Here is a 26,413-nt window from a genome sequence, read left to right on the forward strand (position 1 = left end):
GCACGTACAAAAACTAGAATACTATATTAAATAACGTTCTATTTTGTAGAACAATAAACGCTGAATTAACTAATTTTAACCACTTTTCAGAAACATTAGTATGAACTCCACATAAACAAACGGAGAAACTATAACTTATGAAATATATAAGAAGATCTGAAGATCGAGGTATCGCTAACTTTGGTTGGTTACAAAGCAAACATACTTTCTCATTCGGTCGTTATTATGACCCCAAACACATGGGTGTATCTGTATTACGTGTAATCAATGACGATATGGTTATGCCAGGTAAAGGTTTTGAACAGCACAGCCACCGTGATATGGAAATAATATCATATGTGATTGAAGGAGCTTTAAAACATGAAGATAGCTCAGGAAATAACTACATTGTACCTGCGGGTGAAGTACAAAGAATGAGTGCAGGAAGAGGAGTAATGCATTCCGAGTTCAATGCTTCACTGACAAATAAGGTTAAATTCCTTCAAATTTGGATCGAACCTAATATAAAGGGAATTAAGCCTAGCTACCAACAAAAAAAGCTTCCACAACAAGACGCCTTAACCAAATTAGTGACACCAAAGGGCGAAAATGGCACTTTATCAATCAATCAAGATGCGACTATTTCCCGCTTGGTGTTGGCAGCAGATGAGACGTTCTATTTAAAAACAGAAGCAAGAATTGGTTATTTACACCTTATTAAGGGAAAAATAATTGCAAATGATCAAGTATTTGAAGATGGCGATGCTTTCTCAATCGATCCAGAACAAGAAATAGAAATTAAATCTAACACAAGTGTTGAAGCGCTCTGGTTTGATTTACCTGAATAGAATTATAAAAACAGCTAAGTAATTATAAATCTAAAGTAAACTCAAATATAACGCTTAAAACCATAGTCGTTAATAACTAATACCTTTTCAGGTATTTAAAGTGCAAAAATATAATTACAAAACTATGCACATTGAAGGTAAGTCATGAATTCTGCGCACATTAGCTACCAGCTAATGCTGCGAACGCTAATTATTTTCTGATGATGAGGGTTTTAAGAAGAATTAATTAATTTGTCATCGCATTGTTTTTAATGGCTATGCAACCTTTATCGATATACTCCGTGAATAAAACGGACACTTCTAAAGGGTCAACAACGTCTTAGTATTTTGATAAAAATTACCAGCGTTGAATTACCATGAACTAACAAATAGCGACTAAAGGTTTACACCAAGGGCTAATAGTAGCTAAGACTATCAAACCTAACCGACCTTTCATTCCTTAGCTCATGGTTGAGTGGTTCAGCAAACTACAATACTAAATATTATTTCTGTCTTGTAAAATGCTTACATTACATAGTTATTTCGTTCCTCACATAAATCACTGCGGTATTCTACGAACTCTACTTCAAACCCGTTGGGGTCTAAATAATATAAGTTTGAACGAAAAGGATCTGATGCCCCATCCTTAGCGTGTTTAAAACCCGCTTTTAATAAACGAGATTGCATCGCATCTAAATTAGTGACCACAAATGCAAAATGCGCTAATCCAACTTGATGGCCATTTAAATTACGATTATCCCCTTCACCGTCATCACAAAATGTGAGGTATTGGTTATCATCTCCAAAATGCAGCCACTTTCTCGCTTTACCATTCCAAATTTGATCACCTTCCCCTCTCACATACCAATTAGGAAAGGCTACGCGGTAAAACTTTAAAGTTTCTTCTATATTAGTGACCGTTAAGTTTAAGTGTTCTAAGTACATGAGTTTCTCCGTATAGGTATTAAGTTTTCAGGCACTATAAATCCTCAACCTAACTTGAGGTCAATGAATAATTAATATAATGTAAAAAATAGAATAACTAGAGAGAAATGTGAAATGGATAATAAATTAGTACGTGAAGATCCTCTAACTGTTGGTTCAGTTGCCAAACGCTGTGCTGTAAAAGTGTCTACGCTGCATTTTTATGAAAGCAAAGGGCTTATTAAAAGTACCCGTAACATTGGCAACCAACGCCGTTATAATAGACAAGTATTACGTCGTGTATCACTTATTAAAGCAGCACAAAAAATGGGAATAACACTATCAGAAATTAAAGAACAATTAGATACATTAAACGGTAAAACTGCACCAAACCAGGAAGACTGGCAACGGTTATCAATGCATTGGAAAGACAGTTTAAATGAGCGAATTCAAAGTATGCAAAAATTGCGCGATTACTTATCTGGTTGTATTGGTTGCGGTTGTCTATCAATGGATGCTTGTCCGCTTTACAACGAGAACGACAAACTAGCAACAATAGGAAATGGTGCAGTTTTAATTGATAATCTAGCGGTTAAATAAACACTATTTAAAGATGAAAATCCCCTGACGTCTGCTAAAAATATTTTATATCTATACGCATTCTCGCAATTGTTGATAAGGCCTATCGGAAGCGACATTTGAACTTGGCGAGGCTGAGTTATAACAATTCTCCTTTAGCATGTAAATACTACATAACTAAAGATAAAAGAGTAATGATGAATAGTTAAAGCTAATGGTGCAGACCTTTAACGCGCCTTCGAAACAATACTGTTACAACTTAGGCTCTGGTAATATGGGGGGTGTACTATCCATATAAGTTAGGAAATTAGACCATATTTCATGAGTCCGCTGTTTTGTCAGTTTTGTTTTACAACTTAAAGACATTACCCCTCTTATTGTGCCACCACGCCACTGAGTATAGATAGCGTCACAATGCGCTTTTTCATACAATAACCATGCTTGTTGAGCTGAAACAATCGACTTAATCAGCTTAGGGTCACCTTTATTATGCTCCTTGCTTTTGTTTAGATATTTATTCAATATCGATTGTGCTTTTTCTAGTTCAACGCCTGCACAATAATTGATATCTAACGTGCTTATCGCTTTGTTACAGTCAATATCATCACTTAAAGCGTTTATAGAGTAGACACTAAGCAGTACGATAAAAAGTTTCTTCATTGGAGTTCCGTTAATACAATAGCAGCATTATCATAGCCTGTATTTTGTGGTTATGTTTGATTGCCATTTATATATCCATTTACTCAAGTGTTAATACCATCTGTTCGCTCAAGCACCCAGCATCTTGGATTATTTGAATACCCTATTTGTTCATAATAAAGGTTTGCTGTAGGCGCTGAAATCAGGATTAATTTACAGCTCTTATTCAATTGCCTCTGTGTTAATATTTGTAATTGTTTACCAATGCCACATTGTTGAAATACTTTATCTATGGCTAAATCTGAAAGGTAACAAGCATAATGAAAATCAGTTATTGACCGAGCTATACCAACTAAGCGATCTTGACGCCATGCTGTTATTATTAAATTACTATTTGAGAGCATACCATTCAAACACACCGAATCATTGATTGGGCGACGTTCACTTAATGTCGATTGAATCAATAAATCTCGAAACTGCTCAACAGATATAGACTCATTAATTCAATATCCATATAACCTTTAAACCTCATAGTCAATTAGTCAGAGCTTACTTATATCCGCGTGGAGAAAGCTAACCATTCAATTTATTTAAATTAGATAATAGAATATCAATTTTAATCGACTAATCAATGCCTTATAAACCAATAAAAAGCTAAATCATACAGATAAGCAAGCCGGCGTTTACCAATTAGGCTTATATTAACTTGTAAAAACAGTTAATTAAGCTGAACACTTTTATTAACAATTATGCCATTGCTAAAACAATGTAATTTTAACAATTTACTTTGAACATTTTTCATTATTTAGCATTGAAAATCTATTGCCTCATACTTACAAGAAAAAATAAACCATTATAATCAACATCTTAATGTAAATTACAAAGCTGGCATTGCCTTTGCTATGTTATAAATACGTATGCAATAAAGAGGTAACTGTTAAATGAGTAATTCAATACAAACGATCAACCCTTTTACTGAGAAACAATTAAAAGAATATACTTTGATGAGCCATCAAGAGGCTAAAAATGCGGTGAGTAATGCAGATGATTGCTTTGATGAATGGAAGCTTGTTCCTATTGCAGAGCGTGCAAAACTTGCTAACAAATTAGCTGAGGTAATCGAAGAAAATCGCGATGAATTAATTGAATTAATGGTCACTGAAATGGGCAAGGTTCAATCACAAGGTGAAGGAGAAGTCACACTTTGTGCGAATATTTGTAAATATACTGCCGACATTGCGGAGCAAGAATTAGCCAATGAAACACGCGACTATGAAGGCGGTAAAGCAGTAATCACCTACCAACCTATTGGTGTTATTTTAGGCATTCAACCTTGGAACTTTCCGTTATATCAAGTCATTAGATACAGTATCACTAATTTGGTTGCAGGTAATACTACGGTGATGAAACATGCGTCAAATGTATTTGGTATGGCTGAAAAAATACAGTCTCTATTTGATCAAGCAGGCTTCCCAAAATATGCCTACCAATCATTATTAATTGATGGGAAAACGGCAAGTAAGCTAATCAGCCATGAAGGGATTAAAGGTGTTACATTCACAGGTAGCGATAAAATTGGTAAAAAAGTAGCTAAAGAAGCGGCTAAACGCAGTAAGAAAACAGTATTAGAATTAGGTAGCAATGATGCTTATATCGTATTAGATGATGCAGATTTGTCACTTGCAGTTGAAACGTGTGTTAAAGGTCGTGTGGTCAATAATGGTCAAACTTGTGTATCAGCCAAACGTTTTATCGTCACTGAAAAAAACTACAATAAGTTTAAGGAGGAATTCACAAAAGCGATGTCCTCGCTTAAAACGGGTGCCCCTAAAGCTGATGATACTGACATCGGTCCAATGGCAAGAAAAGACTTACGTGAAAAATTGCACCAACAAGTCACTGAATCTATTGAAGCTGGAGCAACTGTTATTTGTGGCTGTAAAATCCCAGATGGTAAAGGTTACTTTTACCCAGCCTCTATCTTAGAAAATGTAACACCTGGTATGCCTGCCTACGACGATGAGTTATTCGGCCCAGTAGCAGCACTTATTAAGGCTAAAGACAATGATGATGCCATGCGTATCGCAAATGATTCACGCTATGGCTTAGGGGGTGGTATCTTTTCCAAAGATGAAGATAAAGCGACAGAACTGGCCATTAAACACTTTGATACTGGTATGGTAAATATCAATGGTTTTGCTTTATCGCAACCAAATCTACCTTTCGGTGGTGTAAAAAGCAGTGGTTATGGCCGAGAGCATGGTGGTTTTGGGATAAAAGAGTTCGTTAATATCAAATCAGTAATGGTCGCTAAAACAGCGGAATAGACATTAAACAGAGGCTTTGCTCTGCCTCCCACTGGCTAGACTTGGACATAGCCAGTGGATTCATTAGCGTGACAGGTTATTGATTGGAATGATCTGTCACGTTTCTAACAAGAGAATGTATCTCAAATCATTTAATATTACTTAATTTTCACCCCTAACGACAATGAAACTAAAGTCCCAACTACTATAGTGATCACCATCGATAATAAAGAACCAATCAACACATATTCTGTCATACTCCGATCGCCTGACTTACTTAACTCACCGAATCTAAAGATAGACTTAGCCGCTAATACAAACCCTACTGCTGCATAACTTCCCACTAGGGTAAAGGTGAGTATTAACACACGCTCTAAATAACCAATTAATTCACCACCAGCCACCAGTCCATTGGTATTCGCATTATTACCAGTATTTGTTATTGGGTACTTTTTTAACACAGTGCCAATAACAATTGAAGTTGGTTTAAGGATTAACAAGTAAGCGAAGACCACCATTAAGCCATCAAAAAACTTATCGTGCTTTAATACACTCTCAATAGTCACTCCCTTTGTCATATAAAAGGCAATCACTGTTAATAACAACGCATACAAAGTTTGTTGAAATACAAAATAGGAGAATCTATCCCCTTTCTCTGCTGTTGCCTTCCATAAATCCAGGATTACATGACTAACCGTCACAACAGCGACCAAATAAGCCGTTGTTTTTAAATCAAATGCTAACAGCCAAGCAGGCAAAAATATTGAGACGCCATGTAATAATGAATTAAGGTACAGTTCAGGTGAACGAGCTCTAGTTTCTTTCTTAATCTCTGTCCAACGTTTAGGTTGGAGGTAAAATTCACAAATGATATGCATCAGCATTAAGGAAATAACAATATTATAAAAATCAAGCATACTTAAGCTCCATGACTTGCTTATTAAACTTCATGTTAAGCGCCTTGATAAGCGGCCAACCTGACGCTTTTAGTGATTTGCTAGCGGTAGCTGTGGCAATATCCAGTTGTTCCGCTAACTCACTAATGCTTAACTCATCTTGGTGTTGAAGCATTGGTAGCATTACTTCACATTGTCGAGCAGTTAGCTCAGTTAATTGCTTATCAAGATATTTAAACAGTAATTCAAATTGCTCGGTCAAATTTGGATGTTCACAATTAAAAAGCAACCGTTCGTTTCTTAATCCTTTTAACCCTCTTCCAGACAACACAAAAGCTTCACCCATTGATTCCGAAATTAACGCTCGTAAGTCAGCATTTGCAGCAATGGCAAAACTAATACGACTATCAAAAGCCTTGCCAAGCGCTTTAATACCAAGTCGATATACAATGGTATACCTAAGTACATGCTCAATATCATGAACGACAGACTGAAACTCATCACCACGTTCAATACGATGCGCATTGGATGCGTTTACTTCCGTTATCCACCCTTGAATATCTTTAATGCGTATGAGTAATTGTTCAAACTGTTTAGAGCTCAATTTCGTTGAGCTAACAATATCACCACTGATCACTGCAATAGGTTTAGAAATAGGATTCACATTAACACTCCTTTCAGTATCCAAATATTAATTTAGCCCTTTTCGGCTAAAAGTGCAAATTTAGCTATTTATGGCTAAATAATGCAATATTGCTATTTCTGGCTAAATAGAGCGATAACATGAATTAATACTAATAATTATTTTGAGCGAGTTAAACGAATTAAAGAGGGTTAAACGTTTATTATATTGAGCTTGTATTTTAATAAAACTTAATTGCAGTACTGATAACTAATCATCTATTGTCTGCGCGATATAAAGCAAATCTTTTTTTATTTCGATAAAAGCATCAACTACATCTGGGTCAAAGTGTTCACCTGACGCCTGTTTAATATAACTAAAGGTGTCTTCAAAACTCACTGCATTTTTATAAATACGCTTATTAATCAATGCGTCAAATACATCAGCGACAGCCATTACTCTAGCGGATAGAGGAATAGCATCGCCCTTCAGCCCTAATGGATAACCACTTCCATCCCACTTTTCATGATGATAATTTGCAATTTCTACCGCAATATTAAGGTAAGGATTGGGGCCTAGTTTCTTAATAGTTTGTCTTAAAATATCGCCACCTAAAGCAGCATGAGTTCTCATAATAACCAGTTCATCGGTAGATAATTTACCCGGTTTAAGTAAAATATGATCGGGAATTCCTACTTTTCCTATATCGTGTAAAGGCGATGCGGCAGAAACAAATTGAATATAGTCATCATTAATTTCATGTTTATATTTAGGGTTTTTCTGTAGCTGTTTAATCAGCGTTTTAACATATAATCGAGTTCTGGTTATATGTCCGCCTGTTTCAGAATCCCTTAATTCCGCTACTGTTGCCATACAATCAATGATAGATAGATTAGCGTTAGCAATAGCATTTTGTACAGAGGCTAACTGCCTTTCTGAGCGATAATATTTTAAAGTCGTCATTACAATAAAGCTTGTTATTAAGCTAACGATAGAAATAAATGGAGATAGGTAAACCTGCGCATTATAAAGTAGGATTGGCGGCAGGATCAGTAACATACAAAATAATGAAACAGCAGATATATTTAAAGCCGTCACGTTTTTTCTGGCCATTAATAAAGAGAGTAATGCACCAATGACTAGGATCATAATCGACTCTAGTTGCTCAAACCACACAGGTAGGGTTAACACATCCCCACTGATTACATTGTCGATTAACGTTGCATGTAATTCAATGTTAGGAAAAACAGGATCTAAGTAAGTATTAGAAACATCATTCAATGCTGATGCCGTTGCTCCGAGTAACACTATTTTTCCGGTAAAGTAATCAGGTGAAATAGTGCCACTCAATAACTTCAGCATTGGAATCGTTTGATAGTGACGCCCTTTCCCTCTAAAGTTTAAAAGTGCATCACCAGATTGATCAACGGGGATATGATTATTATGTAACTGAACCGTAGCCCCTAAACCCCTATTCTTGATAGTAAACTCACTGCCTAAAGTAACCGTTAGCCCAGCAAGAGAGAGACTTGGTATTAATTGATTATTATATTGTTTTACAATAGGGATCCGTCTTACTAGACCATCTTTATCTATGCTGGGATTAATAAATCCAGTTGAAGCACTGTGTTGGTAAAACTGCCGTAAAGGGCAAATGATGCCGTTATAATATTCAAGGTTTAGGTTGGTTAGGCTATTTCCTCCTCTATCAACATTGATTGATTTATCACTGGATTTTTCGAGATAGCGATTGACGCATTGAACTTGTTGACTCACTTTGTGTTGAGAAAGTAAAGAAGGAAGAATGACAGGTGCACCATCAATGACCTGTGAAAAGTAAGTATCATAATCTTTTAACGCTTGTGGAATAGACATCAAATCTAGATCGATTGCAAATTGTGATGCAAAAAGTTGTTGAATGTTTACTAGAGATGTACGGTCTTTCTCTGATAATAATATATCCATTAAAATAGATGATGGCATACCTTCAATAATGATACGTAATGCTTCAGCAATTTGAAAACGAGGCCATGGCCATTGACCAATGGCTTCTATACTCTGGTCATCAATATCAATAATGATGATGCTATTATTAGGCTCCGAATGTGGATAATAACTGCTATAAAAATCGTATACTTTCCAGTCTAATGTTCTCTCATTAATGGGCGTTGAAATTGTGTAATATGCAAACAAAGTAGCAACAAGAAAACCGGCTAATGAGGGTAAGTATTTTGTTAGTTTACTAACAATGGCTTTTAAGTCACTTATCATGAATAAGGCATTACCAAATTTCAACTTCTACACGTCTATTTTTTGGTTCAACCTGTTTATCGGATTTGATCAGTGGATCACTCTCTCCATGTGAATCTATTCTATATTCAGCCTCTTTAATATTCTCAAATTGTAATAATTTAGCAACGGCATTTGCTCTTTCAGTAGAAAGCTTCAAATTGTATTCAGTGCTTCCTGCAGCGTCAGAATGACCAATAATATTGATAATAGGTGCTTTTCTTGCCTTAGCAGCTTCAATAATAGTAGGTACTAGTAATTGAGAGCCATTAAGTAATACCACACCATTACTTTCAAAATAAAGTAGGAATTTTTCTGGTTTTTGAGGTTGAATGGCGAATAAGGCTGCATGTTGTAACTTTATCTTTTGTAAGTCGACTTGTTCAGGAGGTGTTGGGCTATCAACGTCAGAAGTGACAATTACAGCATATCCTTGCTCATCAACAACTTGTGAGCCTGATTCATTTAAAACAATGATTTTGCTATTTTCTTTATCGTCAGGGAGTAACGTCACAGTGGTGGTTGTGGACTGAGTAGCACTCAATACCGCAACAAATGCAAAGGTGATAAAAATAAACATTTCCATATATTAATCCACCTCTACTAAGAACTTTGTACCACGCACACCGATTGTTGCTTCAGGTGTTTGTACTTTTATTGACTCAGGGGATAATTCGCCAAGTTTACCTGATGAATAAATTGCACTGCCATTTTGGATCATGACATCAAAGGAGTATTGCTTTTTCTTAGGAGAGAACAAATAACGATTAATAATAACTTGAGAGCTTGGACCAATTGATAACTGCGTACCATCAATAAAGACAAGCCCAATACTACTGTTGTCCTCTGTATCTATTAAATAACCTTCGTAAACCTTATCATTCAATTGAGCGTCGACTATTGTTGACCCTAATTGGATTGATACTTTTCCTTGTAAGGCTTTTATAGTGCCTATGTAAGCAGGCTCAGCGACAGCAGAAAAGCAAATAAAAGAAAAAGTAAATATTAAGTAAGAAAATACTCTGAGTACCATACACATCCCTTTAGCATGATTTATGAATAAATTTCATTTACAACTATACAAACCTATAATAGATAAACAAAATAATAATACAATAGCATTAAAATATAATTGTGCTGGGGCGGTGTATTTTCTTAACTATTGATTTTAAAGTGGCTGTGTTTACTTTTAATAAGTTAGATCAACTCAAAAAATACAAAGGCATATTAATTTTAATCATGAGGACTAGAATCTAGATTTGGACATTAAAGAAAATGAAGGCTAAACAATCGCTCGTATAGCCTTCTTGCCTACGATTATAAATAACGCGTTTCTAAATGCTTTTTAAAATGTGCTGTATTTAAGGTTTCACCTGTAGCACGCTTGATTAGTTCGTCAGTAGTATGCAGTGAACCTTGTGACCAAATGTTATCGCTTAACCATTTAAAAATTGGGCTAAGGTCACCACTTTTAATTGCACCATCAATATCAACTGTTTCCTGCATGGTTGCTTTATATTGTGCGGCATACATGGCACCTAGTGTGTAAGATGGGAAATAGCCAAAGGCACCATCAGTCCAGTGAATATCTTGCATGCATCCATTTTGATAATTACCTTTGGTGGAGAGCCCCAATGACGCTTGCATTTTCTCATCCCATAAGCCTGGTACATCGCTATGTTCGATAACACCATTGATTAAGTCGCGCTCTATTTCATAACGCATGATCACGTGTGCTGGATAAGTCAACTCATCAGCATCAACACGAATAAACCCTTTTTCAATTTTAGTGTAAATTTTATAGAGGTTCTCTTCTGCAAATACCGGATCTTGATGTGCACGAAAGGCATCAGCAGATAGTTTAGATAAATGAGAGATAAAAGGCTTACTACGACCAATTTGCATCTCAAAAAACAATGATTGAGACTCATGAACCCCCATAGAACGTGCTTCGCCAACAGGTAAACCTGCAAAAGCTTTTGGTAAACCTTGTTCATAACGCGCATGACCGGTTTCATGAACGATACCCATTAATGCTTGTACAAAGTCTCTCTCATCATAACGCGTAGTGATACGCACATCAGATGGAACACCGCCACAAAATGGATGAACACTTTGATCTAATCGCCCATGGTCGAAATCAAATTTCAATAATTTCATGGTTTCTATACCCAACGCTTTTTGACTAGATGTCGAGAAAGTGCCAGAAGGCATAATGATTGATTGTGTTCTCTGTTTCTCTAAAGCTTTTTCAATTAACTCAGGTAACCAAGTTTTTACATCTGAAAATAAAATATCTAATGAAGCTGTTGTTGTCCCTGGTTCGTATTTATCAAGCATTGCATCATAAGGTGTCAGTCCCAGCGCCTCACTACGAATTTTCGCTTCTTCACGAGATAGTTTAACGACCTCCTTCCAATTTTTTTCAAAGCCTTCCCAATCATTAACAGGACGTTGCGAACGCCAGGCATGCTCACATTTAGAACCTGCGATAGACTGAGCTTGCACTAGTGCTTCAGGTACTATAGTAGCTTGTTGCCACTGTCGTTTCATTTCACGTAAGCTAGACTGCTGCTCACTAGATAATGACTCCTGTTGTGCTTTGTCAAACCACTCTCCAAGTTGTGGTTGTGTCGATAGGCGATGTACATGCACCGATAATTCAGCCATAGCTTGTGAACGGGCGTCATTGCCACCAGCAGGCATATTTGCCGCAGCATCCCAGCCCAACATCGATTGAGCATGATTAAAATGATTAATGGTTTGGTAATGCGCAGTAAGTTGGTCGTAGTTTGACATAATCTATTCGCTTCCTATTTTGTTTCAGCTTTATCAATCACATCTTATTATAGTCTTGCGGATTCGAACAGTAACGAATGACTTTGTTGGAAAGGTAATTGATATAACGTCAGTCACTTGATATTTGAGAGTAGAATGAGATGAAAAAACTTAATGTAAAATTCAGGGTAAAGGTAGCTAAATAAACACTTTTCAAAAAAGAAAAAGCAGAGGTTAGACAGATAATTTGAAATAGTCTGTTAAAACTAATCCTTAATGGTTATATATTACTGTTCGTTTGTAAAACAACCATTATTAAATATTGATAATCAAATAAATATAAAATACCATCAATGGAGTAAAAGCTCATAAAACACTATCTTGTTGAGGGATTAACATGAAAATGACAAAACTATTATTATTTGCAGCTTGCGTAGCACCGCTATTAATTATCGACACTGCTCAATCAGCTATCAATAATCAATGCACTCAAATTGAAATTAACCAAGTGTATCAGCACGATCAACTCGAGCCTGGTAATACTGATAGTGTATCGGAAATATATGAAGCACAAATAGCTACACTCAATGACTTTGCCAAACAGCAAGGTTTGAATAAATTGACCATAAAGGCGATTCCACCAGAGCTTGATGCAGCTAACGCAAAACCGGAAAAGTCAGAAATAACCATTGCAATGACATTTGAAAGAGACAATGACGCGAGTATTATCGATAAAATAAATATAGAGCTTAAACCGCTTAATTTCTCTTATTCTGCAGTTATCTTAAAAAACATCCTTTGCGAAGTATAAAACCGCCAATCACTAATCTTTATTTAAACAAAGAGCGCTCATGAAAAACATTAAATCCCTGTATCTTGTACTTTGTTTAGCACCACTGCTGTTTATCAATAACTCTATAGCTGATGAAGTCGCCCCTTGTCCTACAGTTAAACTCAACCAAGTTCATTACTATCAGGTATTTAGCATCGATAAAACGAGCAGCCTAACTGATTTATATAATAAACAGATTAAGTTACTCAGCGCATTTGCAAGCAACAACAAATTGGAGAGATTTAAAGTACTCAACCAGGATATGAGTATTTCGGCTACAAGTTATATCCCTAATTTGTTAGAAGTTAATTTTTCGATATCATTTGAGAGTAAGTTTGACCAAAGTTTATTAGATAAAATTAACGCAGAATTTTCTCCTCAAAACTTTTCATTCTCTGTGATAAATATCGAAGAATGTGATGCATAAATGATATCAATATGCGTTGACATTAGCCTCGATATCCCCCTTTTTGTTGTTTTACCCACCCTACAAAGGTGTTAGCTGCAACATTATTCTGTTTACCAGCAATATGTAAAAAATACGCCTTTTCTTCGAACTCCATATAATCAGTGATGCTCACTAACTCTCCCTTAGCGATTAATTCTGACACATGCCAATCCCACACTAACGCTATGCCCGTATCATTTATCGCAGCTTGAATAACAGCAACTTGATCATCAACCATTAACGCATTATTTGGAATACGATAAGTTAACCCTGCTTTATTAGCCCAAGACTTCCACCCTTCCCAGAATGGCATTTCTTTTTTAAGCATGATTAAAGGTTGATCAAAGATACTTTGCAGGTCTATATGACCACCATGAGTTTCTAAAAATTTTGGACTACATACTAATTGAATTCGCTCTGCAAAAATTTGTTGGCAATTTTCATTTGCAGTTGCAATTGTTGAGTAATAAAAAGTCACATCATAGTTATCGCTTGCATCTATATAACGCTCATTACTAATAGTGATATTCAGCATAATGTCAGGATGTGCTTGTCTAAACTGTTCTATTTTTGGCAATAACCAGAAGTGCATAAAACATGGACCTACTTCTAAGTTGAGTGTCACTGCCGTCGAAGCGCCCTCTAGGACTTTGGTCTCCTCAGAAAGTATATCTAAAGCTTCTCTTACCCTTTGTAAATATTGATAGCCCTGTGCAGTTAATTGCACACCTTGCTTAGAACGAGTAAATAACTTGATATTCAAGAAGTTTTCTAGATTTTTAACCTGTTTACTCACCGCTGTAGTAGTCACGCATAGTTCGTCAGCAGCTTTGGTTAAACTGCCTAAACGTGCTGCTGACTCAAACACTAACAGATAACCTGTTGGTGGAATTAACCTAGACTTTATTGACACTTTACTGTTCACCCTTAACTTTAAGTTCAAGGTATATTAACTAAATAACGATTTACTAACAAACCTATCTGTCTAATATCATTTCAACCTTACAGAAAAAAGATTGAAATCAATGATTAAAGTGAAAGAGATCCGTCATGATTGGCTTACCCTTCCAGATGGAACACGTTTAGCGTTCCGAGCCTGGATACCACAAAATGCTGTTGATCAACCAGTACCCGCCATTTTAGAGTTTCTACCGTATCGTAAAAGTGATGGCACAGTAGTACGTGATGAAATCACAATGGCACAAACAGCAGCACAAGGTTATGCCTGCATACGTGTCGATTTACGTGGATGTGGTGAATCTGAGGGTTTCTTTGACGATGAATATTCAGCTCAAGAGTTACAAGATGGTTGCGACGTGATTGCCTGGATAGCTGCACAGGATTGGTGTGATGGTCACTTAGGCATGGTAGGCATCTCTTGGGGTGGATTCAACTCTTTGCAAATTGCAGCACTTAGACCACCCGCTTTAAAAGCGATTATCACACAATGCTCTACCGATGACCGCTACAATAGAGATATCCACTTTGAAGGTGGCTGTTTATTAAACGACAATATGACCTGGGCTGCTTTCTTCTGGGCCTATGCACAAGCACGCTCGCCAGATCCATTATTGATCGGTCAAGATTGGCAAGCTGTTTGGCTAAATCGATTACAGAATATGCCGCAGTTGGCAACGCCTTGGATATCGCATCAAACTCGTGATGAATACTGGCAACATGGTTCAGTCTGTGAAGATTATTCTGCCATTGAAATCCCTGTGTATGCCATGGGTGGCTGGTCAGATGGTTACCGAGATACCGTGTTTAATCTGTTAACAAATTTGAATGGACCTAAAAAAGGTTTAATTGGACCATGGGCACATAAGTACCCTAATATTGCCTTCCCTAACCCTAAAATAGATTATGTGAAGGAGTCTGTTCGTTGGTGGGATCGTTGGTTAAAACAGGTCGATAACAAAATAGACCAAGAACCCGCATTACAATACTATTTACAAAACAGTGTCGCACCGCAAACCGATTATGATTTTCGTCCGGGTGCTTGGGTTAGCGAACCAAACTGGCCATCAACTAATACTCATCTTCAAACATGGTATTTATCAGCACGAGGGTTAAGTACTCAGCAGCAAGTTGCTGACTATAAAGTGCCTATCTGTTCTCCACAAACCACAGGATTAGATGGTGGTAGTTTCTGTGTGGGTATTCGAATTGATATGGAACAACCCGGTGATCAACGTGCTGATGATGCAGGATCTTTAGTATTCGACTCCGACATACTTACTGAAGATATGCCGATCGCAGGTCAAATAGAAGCACAATTTGCAGTTAGCAGTGATAAACAACAAGCCAACTTAGTAGTACGCGTATCAGATGTACACCCAAATGGTGAGGCCACACGAATTACTTATGGTGTATTGAATTTAACACATCGAAATAGTCATGAAACACCTGAGGCGCTAATTCCAGGCCATGAATATGATGTGAATATAAAACTCAATGCGATGGCTTATGTGATCCCCAAAGGCCACAAGTTACGCGTTGCCGTGTCTACTGCTTACTGGCCACTAATCTGGCCAAATCCAGAACAAGCGACATTAACTTTTAATACTCAAAAATGTGCGGTAATTCTACCACTTAATCAGCACCCGACCATCAGTGAAAACATTCCTGAATATCACAAACCAGTTACTTTTAATGGCAAAGAACTAGCGGCTTCAGAAAGCAAGCGTGTTGTTCATAAAGATTACAAAACCGGCATTACTACACTGGAAACGCGTGAAGACTTTGGCCGTCAATTTTATGAATCAGCACAAAGTGATATTCAATTCATTATGGATCAACAGCAATCAGTTCATCACCGCGATCCATTAAGTGCAAAGAATGATATCAAAGTAAAAGTTGATATGGGCAGGGAAAATTGGAGAACCACTATCAAGGGCCACTATGTGATGACCTGCGATAAAGATAACTATTATTTGCAAGTGCAATGGCGAGCTTATCAAGATCAAACCTTAATCTTTAGCAAAGATTTTAACGACACAATAAAACGAAACTTTACGTAACTAACTCAAGGATGACATATGATTAAAACAATAAGACCCTTGGTGTTCTTACCTACTTTCTTGATATTAGCCGCTGCGCTGATATTAAGTTTAGTAGATTTAGACACCTTTATTAAGGTAACGGGTAACCTTAACAGCAGTATTTTAAAGCACTTTTCATGGTTATTTAGCTTAGGAAGTTTCTACTTATTAGGTTTAGTTGTACTAACTTACTTTTCTAAACTAGGTACTGTACGAATCGGTGGAGATGGCAGTGAGCCAATGATTAAAAAACCACAGTGGTTTATGATCGTACTTTGTACGACTTTTGCCGTGGGAGTATTGTTTTGGACAACTGCAGAACCTATCTATCACTTACATGCTCCACCAGCTAGCTTTGGTATTGAAGCAGCAAGTCCTAACGCCACTTTATTTGCTTTCTCTGCGATGTTTTTACACTGGGGACCAACCCCTTATGCAATTTATTGTGTTCCCGGGTTAATCTTTGCTTTGGCTTTCCATAATTTGAAAATGCCCTTCTCAATTTCAAGTTCACTACGCCCTGCATTTGGACGCTTTATTACTCCTGTTATGGCGGATATTATCGACTCATTAGCCTTATACTCGCTAGTCGTCGGTATGGCTTCTTCATTAGGTACGGGTGTGTTGACACTATTAGGTGGAATCAGTCAATATATTGATATTGAACGTAATGCATTAACATTAGGTATTATCACTGCAATCATTGTAGGTACTTTTATTTTGTCTGCTATTAGCGGTTTAATTAAAGGGATTGCACGTTTATCTAACATTAACTTTTGGATGCTGATCGCACTCTTTGTATTCATCTTCATCTGTGGGCCAACACTGTATATTTTGTCTATTGGAGTTGAAGGATTAGGTGCATTTTTGCAAAGCTTCTTCCGCTTAAGCTTATTTACAGGGCAAGCAGCAAATGATCCTTGGCCACAATGGTGGAGTGTATTCTACTGGGCTGTTTGGTTTGCTTGGGCTCCCATTACAGCAATGTTCTTAGGTAAAATATCTCGTGGTTATACGGTGAAAGAATTCATTCAAATAAATGTCATTTACCCAAGCTTATTTGTCTTCCTATGGATATCAGTATTCTCAGGTACCGCTATTTTCATGGATACCCAAAGCGCTGGTAAACTTTATGATGTATTAAATAATGAAGGCATTGAACAACTACTTTATTACATTATGAATGACTTACCATTCAGTGCAGTTACCTCATTCTTCTTGGTACTGATTGCCTTTATATCTTATGTAACGGCCGCAGATTCAAGTACTGATGCCATTGGTGATTTATGTACTAAAAACTTCACATCAGAATCTGATGCTAAAACGTCATTACCCATTAAAATACTATGGGGTACATTAATTGGTCTTGTTTCTTGGATAATGATAAGCACGGTAGGAATTGATGGTGTCAAGAAGCTATCATACTTAGGTGGATTACCAGCAACATTGATTATATTAGCTTGTAGTGCAACGTTAATATTATGGATTAAGAACCCGGGATTAGTCTCAGTAACAAGTAAAAATAATAAAGAGTAGTGAATAAACTAACCAACTAAATAAGTTATTTAGGCTAACAGAAATTATTTTCTGTTAGCCTTTTTTATGTAAAGTCATTGCTAAAAATAATGACTAAAATAGATAAATAAACACTATTAAATTACAAATTTGCTGATAGACTGCGCGCACCTAAAGAGGAGATAATCAAGTGGGTAAAAAACGTAAAGGTAACTCAGTACCGGCTGCTACTAATAATGTCAGCGTCCAAACACAAAAAATAACAGAGATCGGTCGTGGTACTATCAATCATTCGGCAATGGCCGCTTTAGTCACTAGTAAAGTATTTACGATGCGTGTTGAAAAAGCGAAAAAAGGCAAAGGTTCATTCAACCGTAAAGCAAAACATACAGGTAAAGAGAGTTATCAAATAGCCGCTTAGTTATACCAAAATATAATTGGCATGAAAATAATGCTAAGCGATATCTGATAACTCTCTTTCAAGATAAACCACAAGTATCAGTGCTTTAAAACATATTGAACGATACAGGTAACCCAAACTATCTGTATCGTTTCTCTCTCCTTTTAACCACTAAGTGACACCCCTTAATTAAAAATGTAAAACTACTATAATACTCATGAGTGTTAGGTACTGAGCAATATCAACATCCACATCATTAAAGATTATTGAATATTGAACTTTTCAATTGCTAAAATGCCCTATTATTTTCCTATCAAGAGATACAATGGCTAACTTCAATACTCATCTTAATACTGCTGTGATAATCACAGGTTTAGGCTCCGCTACCTTATTATCAGCAGGACATATCGATTTAAACAGCGCACTCTGGTTATGGTTTTTAGGTTCAATCGGCGGGCTATTACCAGATATAGATTCAGATAACTCTACTTCCCTCGATACTATTTTTAACTTATTTGCATTTAGTGCCGTCTTACTGGTGCTCCATTACATAACCACAGAATTAGTCATTGAAATTAGCTTTATCGAGTTAATCATAGTGCCTTTATTGGTTTACGGATTTATGAAATATATCATTAGACCTATTTTTGAGTGGATCACAGTACATAGAGGCAGCTGCCATTCTTTACTATTTTTAGTGTTAAGCGCGTTATTAACGACGCAAGTAACATGGCAATTGAATAGTCAATTAAATACAAAAGCAGCCATCTTTGCATGGTTAGCAGGTGGGTTTGTATTATTGGGTGGGTTAATTCATTTAATGTTGGATGAAATTTACAGTGTTGATTTAAGTAACGTAAGAATCAAACGCTCTTTTGGAACCGCTTTAAAGGTAGCAGACTTCGATAATAAATTAATCACACTTACTTCGGTCGTTGCTATCGTAGGCTTGATCTATATTGCACCTCCTACAGAGCAAACTATCACTGCTTTAAGTGATTGGTCTCATTTTAGATTTCAAACATTTAATTTCACCTTTTAAAGGTAAAGTTAATAATATCTGCTGATATTGCACTCAATACTTTTCAAAAATCAAATTTAAGACTGACTCGTAGTATTGAGTGCATTCTCAATGACCAACATTAAATAATACTCCATTACTTCATACTAAAAACCTTTCTATTTTATTAAGAAATACACTACTAACGAGATATTAATATCACTTAAAAGTACCAATAACGTAAATTTATTTGAATTGACTAATCAAACCTGTCTAAATGGTCAGGTGACATAAAAGTGCCATATTCGTTTGGCATGCTCATGACGCTAACGAATCATTTCTTAAATACTTTACAATAAATAGCGGAAGGTAAAATGGATTTTATAAAAACAATAGCAGCAGCTGCAGTCTCATTAGCTTTACTAACAGGTTGTAACGATGACTCTAACACGACAGAGCAAACCACTAATACCAGTGTACGTTTTGGAACTTATAACCTATCTTTTGACAGATATAGTTACGAAGAATTGGTGGAAGAGTTACAAATAACTTCTACTGAACAAACAGCCTTAATGACTAAATGGTTTTCTGGTGATTTAACAGATGATGAATTAGAAACCGTTGAAAAAGTGATTCAAATAAAAAATGTAGCAGCTATTATTCAGAGTGAACGCCCTGCTGTATTGATGATGGCTGAATTCAATAATGATGGTACGGGTGATGATAAAGATGCATTAACAGGTTTTCAAACTAACTACCTGTCAGTATCACAGAATGCGTTAGGCGCAACGTCTTCTGAGGAGCAATTACTCGACCCTATCGAATTTGGATACTCAGAGAGCTTCGCAACCAATACCGGCTTATTAAGTGACTATGATTTAGACCATAACGGTTCAATTGAATTACCCAGTGATGCATGGGGTTTTGGTTATTATCATGGACAATACGCATTTGGATTATTATCACAATACCCAATCGATACTGACAATATTCGAACTTTCCAAACCTTTAAGTGGAAAGATATGCCTGGAGAAAGTAATCCTACTGTCACAAATTGTGAAGATGAAGCTAATCCAATACCTGAGGGCTTGTCTTGCGGTGATAACTGGTATACCGATGAAGCTTGGGCAGAAAAACCATTATCGTCTAAAAATCATGTTGATGCTCCAATCATTATCCCAACAGCTAACGGTGATAAAACGATCCATTTGTTATTATCGCATCCTACACCACCCGTTTTCGATACGGTTACGGAAAATAATAAACTTTTAAATAGTGCTGAAATCAATTTTTGGAATGATTATATTTCAAATTCAGATTATATATATGATGATAATGGCGTCACTGGTGGCTTAGATGAAGAGGCTTCTTTTGTGGTAATGGGAGACCTTAATGCAGATCCAGAAAGTGGAGATGGTTACTTAGCAACTATACAAACTTTAATTAGTCATGAACGAGTCAATACAACAGCTACAACGGGAACTTATGTACCAACAAGCTTAGGGGCTAGTGAGTGCGTTGATAACGGGGATTGTGATGACACGACTTATCCTGAACGCATCACTAGTACTTTTAGTTTACGTGTTGATTACGTTATCCCCTCTACAGATATGAAGGTGAATGATTCGTCGGTATTTTGGCCTGCATCCTATGAAAATGGACGTTTATTAGTAAATGATGAACGTGTAGGCTCATCAGGTACTGGTAAAGATTTGTCTTCTGATCACCGTTTAGTATGGATTGACACTAATATTTAATCACTATCAATAACCAGCTACTCAACTCGTAGCTGGAAACTTGCTTAATATAATCACCACAGTGATAGCCAATGACTTCCTGTTGCGATGTTTATAAAATTACCCTTCTACATCAAAGTATAAAGATTTATAACGAATAACAGTTGTACCTGCATCTTGAATATAAGCGCCTGTTTTAAAGAAAAAACCATCCTCAGGCCAATCACTGTCAATGACATGGTCACCACTGCTATTTGTATGTGCTTGATCATCATCATCGCAATTATCAGCTGAATATTCACCACCAGACTTACACATTAATGTGCCACGTACATCATCCATTTTCATGGTCACAACACTGTCTTTAACTTGTACGTAAAAAGAGCGATGTTGATTTGTACTGACAGTAGGTTCACCGCTACTATCTAACCAACGATAAGTATCATATTCAGCATCACAGGTGTCTTTATCGCAAGCCGATAATCTCAATTTTGCTTCATAAAACTTAGTGCCATCTTCTACTATCTGAGCAATACGCATCAATGGTGCACCGATATTATCACTGTCAGAGTTATGCACTTGTAACACCGTAACTTCATCTAAACCATCGCTCGTTGAATTTATTTTAATCGTGCCTTCCATTGTGTTGGTATCAGAACGATTAAAATCCGTTAGATGACGAAACTCAGTACGTGATGATGACTCACCTTCATGAGTGATTTGCATGTAATTTTGACCACTTGGTACTCTAAAATCATCAGTTACATATCCATCAAATGATAGATCAGGATCACTCGAACTCGCATCCGCAAGCTTTGTAGAACCATCCGGAGAAGTTAATTTAACTTGATCAAGTGCAGATTGAAATATTGCTGTACCTGCGCTGTTTTCATAATTATATGGCGCAGTATCGGCAGCTAATGCACTAGCGCTTAATACAGAAAGTCCAAGAAAAATCGATTTGTTAAGATGACTTATTTTCATGCTATCGTTCCTTTAAGGTAAAGTAACCATCAGATTAATAAGGTATTTTATAAATTAATTTAAAATACTATTCGTGCATTCTTTTACTATTCAAAGCTGATCAGTAATGAACACACGAACAAATTAACAACACTCATTTAAGTATTACAATAATATTTAACCCCTGTAGGTAGTCACTCACAATTTCCTGCTAAGATTTTTAACTTTCGTGATTAGAAACATATAATCAATTATTGACGGTTGACAGAAAAAGAAAATAATAACTATTAACATTTCCAATTGGTTTAAGTGCTCATTGGCGGGTTTAATTACCTAGGATTAACGAGAGTATTAACGCTTTGTAGTGATTTTTTAATCATTTTGAGAGCATAACGGTTATTTATACCTAATAAAAAGTTAAGTTTGATAATAACTTGCCGATAATTTAACAAATATAACTTAACCTAGCCCGAACGTTTTAAAGTATCATTACTCTAAATATTGATTCGTTTCGCGTGTAAGGAGATTTATGGAAGTTTTGAATCAAAAAGGCGAATTAATTGAATTGGATACTGGCTTTAAGTTTGGAGATAGCTTCTTTACATTGTTAGATTTCGTGAAATATCCAAGCCCAGATGATGCATTACGATGTACAAGTGAATTGCAATGTAAACTGTTTTACCGAGATATTATGAATTATGCATTTGTAGATTCCCATAATCAGCTTTTAGCTGATGGCCATCTTCATTTAGCAGCTAAAAATTTAAATGAAATTAATAACTTATCATTAGATCATTTAACAGGGTTGAAGAAAAGAGAATACTTGGAGCGAAAATTAGCTAGTTTAGATAATGAACAGTATCTGGGTGACCCAGTCGATTTTTCTATGATAATGTGTGATTTAGATAACTTTAAATCCGTCAATGATAAATACGGTCACTCTGTTGGGGATGATACCTTAGCACTTTTTGGTAAATTAATTACTGATACATTGCGCCCTTCCGATTTTGCTTATCGATACGGCGGCGAAGAATTTTTAATCTTATTGCCTAACACTGAATTGAGTGATGCAGTTCTAGTGGCGGAAAGGTTAAGGCAAGTTATTGAAACTCGTTTACAGGTGGGCAACTTTGGTTTAAATCAGATTACCGCTTTTGATTTGGATGTCTCGAAAATATCTAATGATGACAGCGACATCAATAATGCATTTTTTTTAGCGCATAGTGTCACCTGTAGTTTTGGTGTAGCGAATTACCAAGAGCAAGGCCACTCAACGGAAGCATTATTTGATACCGCTGATGCAAATTTATACATCGCTAAGAAAAGCGGAAGAAATAAAGTATCTGCTTAAAACATGGAGCTTCATCAGTAATGCTAAATGAATTACTAAGCAGATACTCGAGTTTATCCGCTACTTAAAACGCAATACCAATTCATGTAAATCATCAGCAATCTTTTTCAAGTAATTTATTGAAGCTTCTGCTTCTGTTGTTAAGTTAACATTTTGATCTGTTAAGCCAGAAATACCCACAACTTGCTGATTAATATCTTCAGATACATGCGCTTGCTGTTCAATCGCTGTGGCAATTTGAATCGACATATCTGAGATTTGTGCAACTGCGTCAACAATACCTTTAAGCATTTCACTGCTTTCTAAGACTTTACTCATCCCATTATCGGCTTCAATAGTCCCCTGTTCCGCATGAACAACTGCAGTGCTTGTTTTATCTGTTAATAGCTGAACAATTTTAAAGATCTCACTTGTAGAGTCTTGCGTGTGTTTTGCTAAGTTGCGAACTTCGTCTGCTACAACAGCAAAACCCCGCCCTTGCTCTCCTGCTCTAGCTGCTTCAATAGCGGCATTCAATGCAAGTAGATTTGTTTGTTTAGCTATTTGGTCAATGATATTAGTTGCCGCGGATATTCTTTCCGCTTCTGCAGAGACTTCCGTGACAGAGCGATTAATGGTTTGTACCGTCTCTCTTAATTTATCAATTGACGCACTGGTCACATTTGCTAATGCTTCCCCTTTTGTTGCTAATGCTAATGCAGTTTCAGCATGCTCGGCTGTGTCAGAGACTCTAGATGATACTTCATTAATGGTGGCAGTAATCTCATTACTAGCAGTCGCAACTTGCTCCGTTTTAGCTTGCAATTGATCTAAACCATTTTTAGAATGTTGAACAAACTCAAACGAATTCTGGGATTCAGATGTTACTTTTATTGCAGCCACTTCAATACGACTCAATACCGTTATCAAATGTGATTGTTGACTTAAAATACCAACTTTAACCCTCCCTAATAAACCCGTACTTGATGTATAAGATTGAGCCGCCTGCTCATTTGAAAAGTAACCATTCAATAACTCAGCTAAAGCCAACAAGTTATTTTTATTCATGACACTCATCCACAACGCATATACAAGGTTAGATATGAGTAATAAGACGATAGCAGCGATCATTGAATTAATTGATAGCAGAAATAATGACAATAAGACCAGCACTACAAGTAATGCATTCGGAACAGAAATCAGCAGTGTTTTTCTTAAGCCTTTTCCTTCATTAACCCGTTTGTAAAGTTTTTCAGCTCTCGTTACATCTTGCTGTTTAGGGCACGATCTAACTGATTCATACCCCACAATCTGTCCATTTTCAGTTACAGGTGTTATATAGGCATCAACCCAATAATATCCACCGTCTTTACAGCGATTTTTCACTAACCCCATCCAAGGATTACCATGTTTTAACTGCCCCCACATGGCTTCAAATGCCTCTCTAGGCATATCAGGATGACGTACTAGATTATGAGGATGACCAATTAATTCATCTCGAGTAAAACCACTTATATCTATAAACTCCTGATTACAATCAATAATATTACCATCAATATCAGTCACTGAGATGAGCTTTGTGTCTTCTGCAAACGTTTTTCTTTGATCGGTCACAGGTAAATTTTTACGCATTAAAATGTCCTTGTTATTAAAGCAATTCCAGTACATTATTTTGATGTATTAGTTTCACTACTCTCAACTACACCAAAAGAGATACATTAATATTACATTAATTGACAATAAATTGATTGTGAAGCTGGTAGTAGTTTTATGATTTTTAGCTAATTAGAGGTAATAAAGCACCTTAAAAGAAAAATACTTAACCTTTCAATACCTTTAATCGCGAACAACTGATTAAAATAGGCTAAAATAGATGGTTATTATTTACCTTAGATCTATTTATTTAATGACATTTAATGCGATTCCCGATACAAATTCTGACACAGTGATCTCTTTCAAATCACTTAAACTTGTCTCCCCTTTATTAACTCGTTTAGATGAGATCCACTATACAAAACCGACTCCTATTCAGGCGCAGGCAATTCCTAGTATATTAGCAGGTCGAGATATTATTGCGGGTGCAAACACAGGTTCTGGTAAAACAGCTGCATTTGCTTTACCAATTTTAAATAGCCTTGATGCTGTTAACAAAAAACATAAAGCTACCGGTAACTTTGTAACGCATCTGATCTTAGTACCTACACGAGAGTTAGCAAAACAAGTTTCAGATAGCATAAAATCTTATGCGGTACACTTTAATGGTGCCATTAAAACAGTCTCGGTATTGGGCGGTGTTTCTATCAATACACAGATGCAAGCGTTACGTGGTGGAAGTGATATTGTAGTGGCGACACCAGGTCGTTTATTAGATTTAATCAACAGTAATGCGTTAAAACTCGATAAAGTACAAACATTAGTATTGGATGAAGCAGATAGAATGCTAAGTTTAGGTTTTAGTGATGAACTGTCGTCTTTATTAAGCTTATTACCCACTAAAAAACAAATTCTACTATTCTCAGCAACTTTCCCTGAACAAGTTAATACTCTTACCACAGAGCTTCTTAATGACCCCGTTGAAATTCAGTTACAAAATGCAGAAGAAAGTACATTAGTACAGCGTTTATTCACTGTTGATAAGGGCCAAAAAACCGCATTGTTATCACATTTGATTAAACAACATCAATGGCAACAAACATTAATCTTTGTTAACGCTAAAACGGCGTGCAAACATTTAGCAGATAAGCTCGCTAAACGCGGTATTACTGCTGAAGTATTTCACGGTGATAAAGGGCAAGGTGCCCGAACGCGAGTGTTAAATGCATTCAAGGCAGGCGAAATTCAAGTGTTAATCGCGACGGATATTGCAGCGCGTGGATTAGATATTGAAAAATTGCCTGTCGTGATCAACTTTGATCTGCCAAGAAGCCCTGCTGATTACATGCATCGTATTGGCCGAAGTGGCCGTGCAGGTGAAATAGGCCTAGCGATCTCTCTTATTGATTACGAAGATTACCACCACTTTAATGTGATAGAGAAAAAACATAAGATCTATTTAGAGCGTGAACAAGAGCCTGGATTTGAAACCACTAACTTTGAAAAATTAGTATTTGAAACAAAAACTAAATTAAAGGCACAACCCAAAGGTATAGGTAAAAAGAAACGTAACAAACAACCACCAATCAATGCAGACATTTGGTTAGGAAAGTCTTAAAAACTTATTAAGTTAACCTCATGTTATTTTGAGGTTAACTTAGCACATCACTCAACCTACACACCTTCATTAATTTTAGCCATTCATATCTTGCTCAG

The 26,413-nt window shown here is 36.5% G+C and carries 24 protein-coding genes; 12 read left to right on the forward strand and 12 right to left on the reverse strand.

Features of this window, described 5'->3' with window-relative positions:
- The first annotated feature begins 137 nt into the window (after positions 1–137).
- Positions 138–827, forward strand: coding sequence for a pirin family protein (locus tag OW492_RS02625; RefSeq protein WP_290038228.1), 690 nt, complete (start codon positions 138–140; stop codon positions 825–827).
- A gap of 504 nt (positions 828–1,331) precedes the next feature.
- Here OW492_RS02625 and OW492_RS02630 read toward each other — a convergent pair.
- Positions 1,332–1,751 carry a VOC family protein gene (locus OW492_RS02630; RefSeq protein ID WP_290038230.1) on the reverse strand — a complete coding sequence of 140 codons (420 nt, stop codon included), beginning with the start codon at positions 1,749–1,751 and terminating at the stop codon, positions 1,332–1,334.
- A 114-nt stretch (positions 1,752–1,865) separates the two neighbouring features.
- On the opposite strand from OW492_RS02630, the gene soxR reads away from it, so the two are divergent.
- Entirely contained in the window at positions 1,866–2,330 is a 465-nt protein-coding gene (gene soxR, locus OW492_RS02635) for a redox-sensitive transcriptional activator SoxR (RefSeq protein WP_290038231.1), read from the forward strand.
- A gap of 231 nt (positions 2,331–2,561) precedes the next feature.
- Here soxR and OW492_RS02640 read toward each other — a convergent pair whose 3' ends face one another.
- Both OW492_RS02640 and OW492_RS02645 read right to left on the reverse strand, forming a co-directional pair.
- Positions 2,562–2,969: a lysozyme inhibitor LprI family protein gene (locus OW492_RS02640; RefSeq protein WP_290038232.1), complete on the reverse strand. Its 408-nt coding sequence runs from the start codon at positions 2,967–2,969 to the stop codon at positions 2,562–2,564.
- A gap of 83 nt (positions 2,970–3,052) precedes the next feature.
- Entirely contained in the window at positions 3,053–3,412 is a 360-nt protein-coding gene (locus OW492_RS02645; RefSeq protein WP_290038233.1) for a GNAT family N-acetyltransferase, read from the reverse strand.
- A gap of 477 nt (positions 3,413–3,889) precedes the next feature.
- Here OW492_RS02645 and OW492_RS02650 point away from each other — a divergent pair, with 477 nt between their 5' ends.
- Positions 3,890–5,275, forward strand: coding sequence for an NAD-dependent succinate-semialdehyde dehydrogenase (locus OW492_RS02650; protein ID WP_290038234.1), 1,386 nt, complete (start codon positions 3,890–3,892; stop codon positions 5,273–5,275).
- Between the two features lie 137 nt (positions 5,276–5,412).
- Here OW492_RS02650 and OW492_RS02655 read toward each other — a convergent pair whose 3' ends face one another.
- The 6 genes from OW492_RS02655 to OW492_RS02680 form a co-directional block, all read right to left on the reverse strand.
- The gene (locus OW492_RS02655) at positions 5,413–6,171 is read right to left on the reverse strand and encodes a DUF3307 domain-containing protein (protein WP_290038235.1); all 759 of its coding nucleotides are present in this window, start codon (positions 6,169–6,171) and stop codon (positions 5,413–5,415) included.
- Positions 6,164–6,814: a hypothetical protein gene (locus tag OW492_RS02660; RefSeq protein WP_290038236.1), complete on the reverse strand. Its 651-nt coding sequence runs from the start codon at positions 6,812–6,814 to the stop codon at positions 6,164–6,166. Before OW492_RS02660 ends, OW492_RS02655 begins: the two co-directional genes overlap by 8 nt.
- Positions 6,815–7,042: 228 nt before the next feature.
- A complete protein-coding gene (locus tag OW492_RS02665) occupies positions 7,043–9,043 on the reverse strand; it encodes a CHASE2 domain-containing protein (protein ID WP_290038237.1) in 2,001 nt (666 codons plus the stop codon).
- Between the two features lie 10 nt (positions 9,044–9,053).
- Complete coding sequence (locus OW492_RS02670) at positions 9,054–9,647, reverse strand: OmpA family protein (protein WP_290038238.1); 594 nt, start codon at positions 9,645–9,647, stop codon at positions 9,054–9,056.
- 3 nt (positions 9,648–9,650) lie between these two features.
- Entirely contained in the window at positions 9,651–10,094 is a 444-nt protein-coding gene (locus OW492_RS02675; RefSeq protein WP_290038239.1) for a FecR domain-containing protein, read from the reverse strand.
- Between the two features lie 284 nt (positions 10,095–10,378).
- Positions 10,379–11,860, reverse strand: coding sequence for a carboxypeptidase M32 (locus OW492_RS02680; protein WP_290038240.1), 1,482 nt, complete (start codon positions 11,858–11,860; stop codon positions 10,379–10,381).
- Between the two features lie 376 nt (positions 11,861–12,236).
- Here OW492_RS02680 and OW492_RS02685 point away from each other — a divergent pair, with 376 nt between their 5' ends.
- Entirely contained in the window at positions 12,237–12,650 is a 414-nt protein-coding gene (locus tag OW492_RS02685; RefSeq protein ID WP_290038241.1) for a hypothetical protein, read from the forward strand.
- A gap of 40 nt (positions 12,651–12,690) precedes the next feature.
- Entirely contained in the window at positions 12,691–13,098 is a 408-nt protein-coding gene (locus OW492_RS02690) for a hypothetical protein (protein WP_290038242.1), read from the forward strand.
- Between the two features lie 22 nt (positions 13,099–13,120).
- Here OW492_RS02690 and OW492_RS02695 read toward each other — a convergent pair whose 3' ends face one another.
- The gene (locus OW492_RS02695; RefSeq protein ID WP_290038243.1) at positions 13,121–14,032 is read right to left on the reverse strand and encodes a LysR substrate-binding domain-containing protein; all 912 of its coding nucleotides are present in this window, start codon (positions 14,030–14,032) and stop codon (positions 13,121–13,123) included.
- A gap of 112 nt (positions 14,033–14,144) precedes the next feature.
- On the opposite strand from OW492_RS02695, the gene OW492_RS02700 reads away from it, so the two are divergent.
- From OW492_RS02700 to OW492_RS02720, 5 genes are all read left to right on the forward strand, one after another.
- Positions 14,145–16,139 carry a CocE/NonD family hydrolase gene (locus OW492_RS02700; protein ID WP_290038244.1) on the forward strand — a complete coding sequence of 665 codons (1,995 nt, stop codon included), beginning with the start codon at positions 14,145–14,147 and terminating at the stop codon, positions 16,137–16,139.
- A gap of 18 nt (positions 16,140–16,157) precedes the next feature.
- Positions 16,158–17,696: a BCCT family transporter gene (locus OW492_RS02705; protein WP_290038245.1), complete on the forward strand. Its 1,539-nt coding sequence runs from the start codon at positions 16,158–16,160 to the stop codon at positions 17,694–17,696.
- Between the two features lie 238 nt (positions 17,697–17,934).
- Positions 17,935–18,096 carry a ribosome alternative rescue factor ArfA gene (locus OW492_RS02710; RefSeq protein WP_290038335.1) on the forward strand — a complete coding sequence of 54 codons (162 nt, stop codon included), beginning with the start codon at positions 17,935–17,937 and terminating at the stop codon, positions 18,094–18,096.
- A 304-nt stretch (positions 18,097–18,400) separates the two neighbouring features.
- Complete coding sequence (locus tag OW492_RS02715; protein WP_290038246.1) at positions 18,401–19,117, forward strand: metal-dependent hydrolase; 717 nt, start codon at positions 18,401–18,403, stop codon at positions 19,115–19,117.
- Between the two features lie 332 nt (positions 19,118–19,449).
- Positions 19,450–20,832, forward strand: a complete 1,383-nt coding sequence (locus OW492_RS02720) for an endonuclease/exonuclease/phosphatase family protein (protein WP_290038248.1) — start codon at positions 19,450–19,452, stop codon at positions 20,830–20,832.
- Between the two features lie 99 nt (positions 20,833–20,931).
- On the opposite strand, the gene OW492_RS02725 is transcribed toward OW492_RS02720, so the two are convergent.
- Positions 20,932–21,795 (reverse strand): polysaccharide lyase family 7 protein, encoded by an 864-nt coding sequence (locus tag OW492_RS02725; RefSeq protein WP_290038250.1) that lies wholly within the window; start codon positions 21,793–21,795, stop codon positions 20,932–20,934.
- Between the two features lie 508 nt (positions 21,796–22,303).
- On the opposite strand from OW492_RS02725, the gene OW492_RS02730 reads away from it, so the two are divergent.
- Entirely contained in the window at positions 22,304–23,125 is an 822-nt protein-coding gene (locus tag OW492_RS02730) for a GGDEF domain-containing protein (protein ID WP_290038251.1), read from the forward strand.
- A gap of 60 nt (positions 23,126–23,185) precedes the next feature.
- On the opposite strand, the gene OW492_RS02735 is transcribed toward OW492_RS02730, so the two are convergent.
- Positions 23,186–24,736, reverse strand: coding sequence for a PAS domain-containing methyl-accepting chemotaxis protein (locus tag OW492_RS02735; protein ID WP_290038252.1), 1,551 nt, complete (start codon positions 24,734–24,736; stop codon positions 23,186–23,188).
- A gap of 274 nt (positions 24,737–25,010) precedes the next feature.
- On the opposite strand from OW492_RS02735, the gene OW492_RS02740 reads away from it, so the two are divergent.
- Entirely contained in the window at positions 25,011–26,315 is a 1,305-nt protein-coding gene (locus OW492_RS02740; RefSeq protein ID WP_290038336.1) for a DEAD/DEAH box helicase, read from the forward strand.
- Positions 26,316–26,413: the final 98 nt, after the last annotated feature.

The organism is Psychromonas sp. 14N.309.X.WAT.B.A12, from assembly GCF_030397575.1.
In the GTDB taxonomy this organism is placed as follows: Bacteria; Pseudomonadota; Gammaproteobacteria; order Enterobacterales; family Psychromonadaceae; genus Psychromonas.

What these genes read in the sequence shown, in the direction of transcription:
- OW492_RS02625 (WP_290038228.1), top strand. Translation starts at nt 138, where the DNA reads ATGAAATATATAAGAAGATCTGAAGATCGAGGTATCGCTAACTTTGGT.
- OW492_RS02630 (WP_290038230.1), bottom strand. Translation starts at nt 1,751, where the DNA reads ATGTACTTAGAACACTTAAACTTAACGGTCACTAATATAGAAGAAACT.
- soxR (WP_290038231.1), top strand. Translation starts at nt 1,866, where the DNA reads ATGGATAATAAATTAGTACGTGAAGATCCTCTAACTGTTGGTTCAGTT.
- OW492_RS02640 (WP_290038232.1), bottom strand. Translation starts at nt 2,969, where the DNA reads ATGAAGAAACTTTTTATCGTACTGCTTAGTGTCTACTCTATAAACGCT.
- OW492_RS02650 (WP_290038234.1), top strand. Translation starts at nt 3,890, where the DNA reads ATGAGTAATTCAATACAAACGATCAACCCTTTTACTGAGAAACAATTA.
- OW492_RS02655 (WP_290038235.1), bottom strand. Translation starts at nt 6,171, where the DNA reads ATGCTTGATTTTTATAATATTGTTATTTCCTTAATGCTGATGCATATC.
- OW492_RS02665 (WP_290038237.1), bottom strand. Translation starts at nt 9,043, where the DNA reads ATGATAAGTGACTTAAAAGCCATTGTTAGTAAACTAACAAAATACTTA.
- OW492_RS02670 (WP_290038238.1), bottom strand. Translation starts at nt 9,647, where the DNA reads ATGGAAATGTTTATTTTTATCACCTTTGCATTTGTTGCGGTATTGAGT.
- OW492_RS02675 (WP_290038239.1), bottom strand. Translation starts at nt 10,094, where the DNA reads ATGGTACTCAGAGTATTTTCTTACTTAATATTTACTTTTTCTTTTATT.
- OW492_RS02680 (WP_290038240.1), bottom strand. Translation starts at nt 11,860, where the DNA reads ATGTCAAACTACGACCAACTTACTGCGCATTACCAAACCATTAATCAT.
- OW492_RS02685 (WP_290038241.1), top strand. Translation starts at nt 12,237, where the DNA reads ATGAAAATGACAAAACTATTATTATTTGCAGCTTGCGTAGCACCGCTA.
- OW492_RS02690 (WP_290038242.1), top strand. Translation starts at nt 12,691, where the DNA reads ATGAAAAACATTAAATCCCTGTATCTTGTACTTTGTTTAGCACCACTG.
- OW492_RS02700 (WP_290038244.1), top strand. Translation starts at nt 14,145, where the DNA reads ATGATTAAAGTGAAAGAGATCCGTCATGATTGGCTTACCCTTCCAGAT.
- OW492_RS02705 (WP_290038245.1), top strand. Translation starts at nt 16,158, where the DNA reads ATGATTAAAACAATAAGACCCTTGGTGTTCTTACCTACTTTCTTGATA.
- OW492_RS02715 (WP_290038246.1), top strand. Translation starts at nt 18,401, where the DNA reads ATGGCTAACTTCAATACTCATCTTAATACTGCTGTGATAATCACAGGT.
- OW492_RS02720 (WP_290038248.1), top strand. Translation starts at nt 19,450, where the DNA reads ATGGATTTTATAAAAACAATAGCAGCAGCTGCAGTCTCATTAGCTTTA.
- OW492_RS02725 (WP_290038250.1), bottom strand. Translation starts at nt 21,795, where the DNA reads ATGAAAATAAGTCATCTTAACAAATCGATTTTTCTTGGACTTTCTGTA.
- OW492_RS02730 (WP_290038251.1), top strand. Translation starts at nt 22,304, where the DNA reads ATGGAAGTTTTGAATCAAAAAGGCGAATTAATTGAATTGGATACTGGC.
- OW492_RS02735 (WP_290038252.1), bottom strand. Translation starts at nt 24,736, where the DNA reads ATGCGTAAAAATTTACCTGTGACCGATCAAAGAAAAACGTTTGCAGAA.
- OW492_RS02740 (WP_290038336.1), top strand. Translation starts at nt 25,011, where the DNA reads ATGACATTTAATGCGATTCCCGATACAAATTCTGACACAGTGATCTCT.